The sequence below is a fragment of the Sphaerisporangium sp. NPDC049002 genome, assembly GCF_040649355.1.
Taxonomy (GTDB): Bacteria; Actinomycetota; Actinomycetes; order Streptosporangiales; family Streptosporangiaceae; genus Sphaerisporangium.
This window is the reverse complement of sequence record NZ_JBEZFH010000427.1, coordinates 1-1,774: the sequence shown is the minus strand read 5'-3', so window position 1 is coordinate 1,774 and position 1,774 is coordinate 1. Positions and strand designations below refer to the sequence as shown.

Annotated in this window: 2 protein-coding genes; both read left to right on the top strand. The window is 66.0% G+C overall.

Going from position 1 to position 1,774, the window contains the following annotated elements; translation table 11 throughout:
• The coding region (locus AB0B89_RS36250) for a hypothetical protein (protein ID WP_358562267.1) at window positions 1–222 on the top strand (222 nt) is incomplete at its 5' end.
• A gap of 69 nt (window positions 223–291) precedes the next feature.
• Window positions 292–1,774, top strand: a 1,483-nt coding sequence (locus AB0B89_RS36245; RefSeq protein WP_358562264.1) for a phage portal protein, incomplete at its 3' end; no start/stop codon positions are given.

Here is a 1,774-nt window from a genome sequence, read left to right as displayed (position 1 = left end):
CCCAAGGAGGTGCGGATCGATGTGATCGAGACCTACTGCGAGCAGTGCAGGCGCCCCTACGACGATGTCGTGGGCGAGCCGTGCATCGCGGCCGACACCACGGTGCATCTGCGTGGCGGCCCCATCGGTGAGCGAAAGAAGCGGATTCACCGGCACAACTGCGAACTCCTCGGGTGCGCCGTTGACGATCCGGACGCACCGCCCAGGGCCGTCGCGAGCTGAGGCCGCGACGTAATGGTTCGCCGGCGCCTACCTTCAGGCCGCACACGGTGGTGAGGCGGGAGGGGGCCAGTGGAGATCCGTCAGGCTGTGCGGCGTCTACTGCCGGCCGCGCTGGGCGGCGCCGACCGGGGGGCCCTGCGCGGCCAGGAGCACAAGGTCGTGTTCGCGGACTATTACCAGTCGCTCGCCACCTCGGGCATCCACTCCTCCTACCGGTCCAGGCCCTGGCCAGTCGAGCGCGCCTGCGGGGAGGCGTACGAGCGGATCGTCTGGGTGTACCGGGCCGTGAACGCCATCGCCTCGCATTCGAGCAGGCTGCCGTTCCGGCTCAGGGTCGGCAACGAGGAGCCGCTGAAGGACCATCCGCTGTATCGGGTGTTGAACCGGCGTGCCAACCCGCTGGAGACTGGCGAGCAGTTCCGGCAGCGGCTCGCCGCGCAGGTGCTGCTGTCCAAGCGGGGAGCGTTCGCCGAGATCACCCGTTCGCGCGGCGGCGATGTGATCCGGATGGACCTGCTGCCGCCTGGCCGTACCCGTCCGGTGCCGTCCGAGCGTAACCGCCCGGGGTCGGACGGGCAGGACCTGATTTCCCACTACGAGGTTCTTCGGGCCGACGGCTCGGTAAAGGAAATCCCCGTCGACAATGTCAGATGGTTTCGCCAGCCTCACCCGTTGGACCCTTACTCCGGTGTGACGCCATTGGAAGCTGCGGGCCTTTCGGTGGAGTTGGATTTCTTTTCCAGGCTATATAATGTGAGCTTTTTGAAGAACGACGCCCGGCCTGGCGGGGTTTTGGCCATCGATGGCGAGTTGGATCCCGGTGAGATGGACCGGGTCGAGGGCAAGTTCGGGAAGGGTCCGGCCGAGGCGGGCAAGCTCACCGTGATCCACGGCCAGGTGTCGTACATTGACCTGGCCGTTCGACCGCGCGACATGCAGTACAGCGAGGTCGCGCGGACAGCCAAGACTGAGATCCTGGCCGCTTTCGGTGTGCCAGAAAGCGTCATTGGATATGCCGCCGACCGGACTTTCGACAACGCCGAGCAAGAATTCTATAATTTTTGGTCGATCACGATGCCGCCATTTCTGACGCTCCTGGCGTCAGGGTTGGACGTCGATTTCGATGACGACCTGGACGGGTTTTTTGACACCACCGGCGTTGAGGTGCTCCAGCGCGTCGAGGTTGCGCGCCGGGAGGAGGCCCGGAAAGAATTCGACGCGGGTTTGATCAGCGTGGACGAGTACCGGGCGGTGGCGAAACGCGACCCGATCGGCATCCCGCGCACCAGGGCGCTGTTCCTGCCCATGGGCAAGCTGGTCGTGGCCACCAGCGATGCCGACCAGAAGACGATCGATGAGGAGAACGCCGCGAAGGTCCCGGCGGCGCTGCAGGACAACGCGGGTGTGCCGGGGCAGCCGCCGGACAAGCCGGTCGAGAAGCCGCCGCTGCCTGGTAACCACCGAAACCCGCAGGAGCAGCGCATCGCGCGATGCTCGGGAGCGCGCACCGAGGACGCCGTCTCCCACTCCCACCGGATCTTCAACTCCGGAA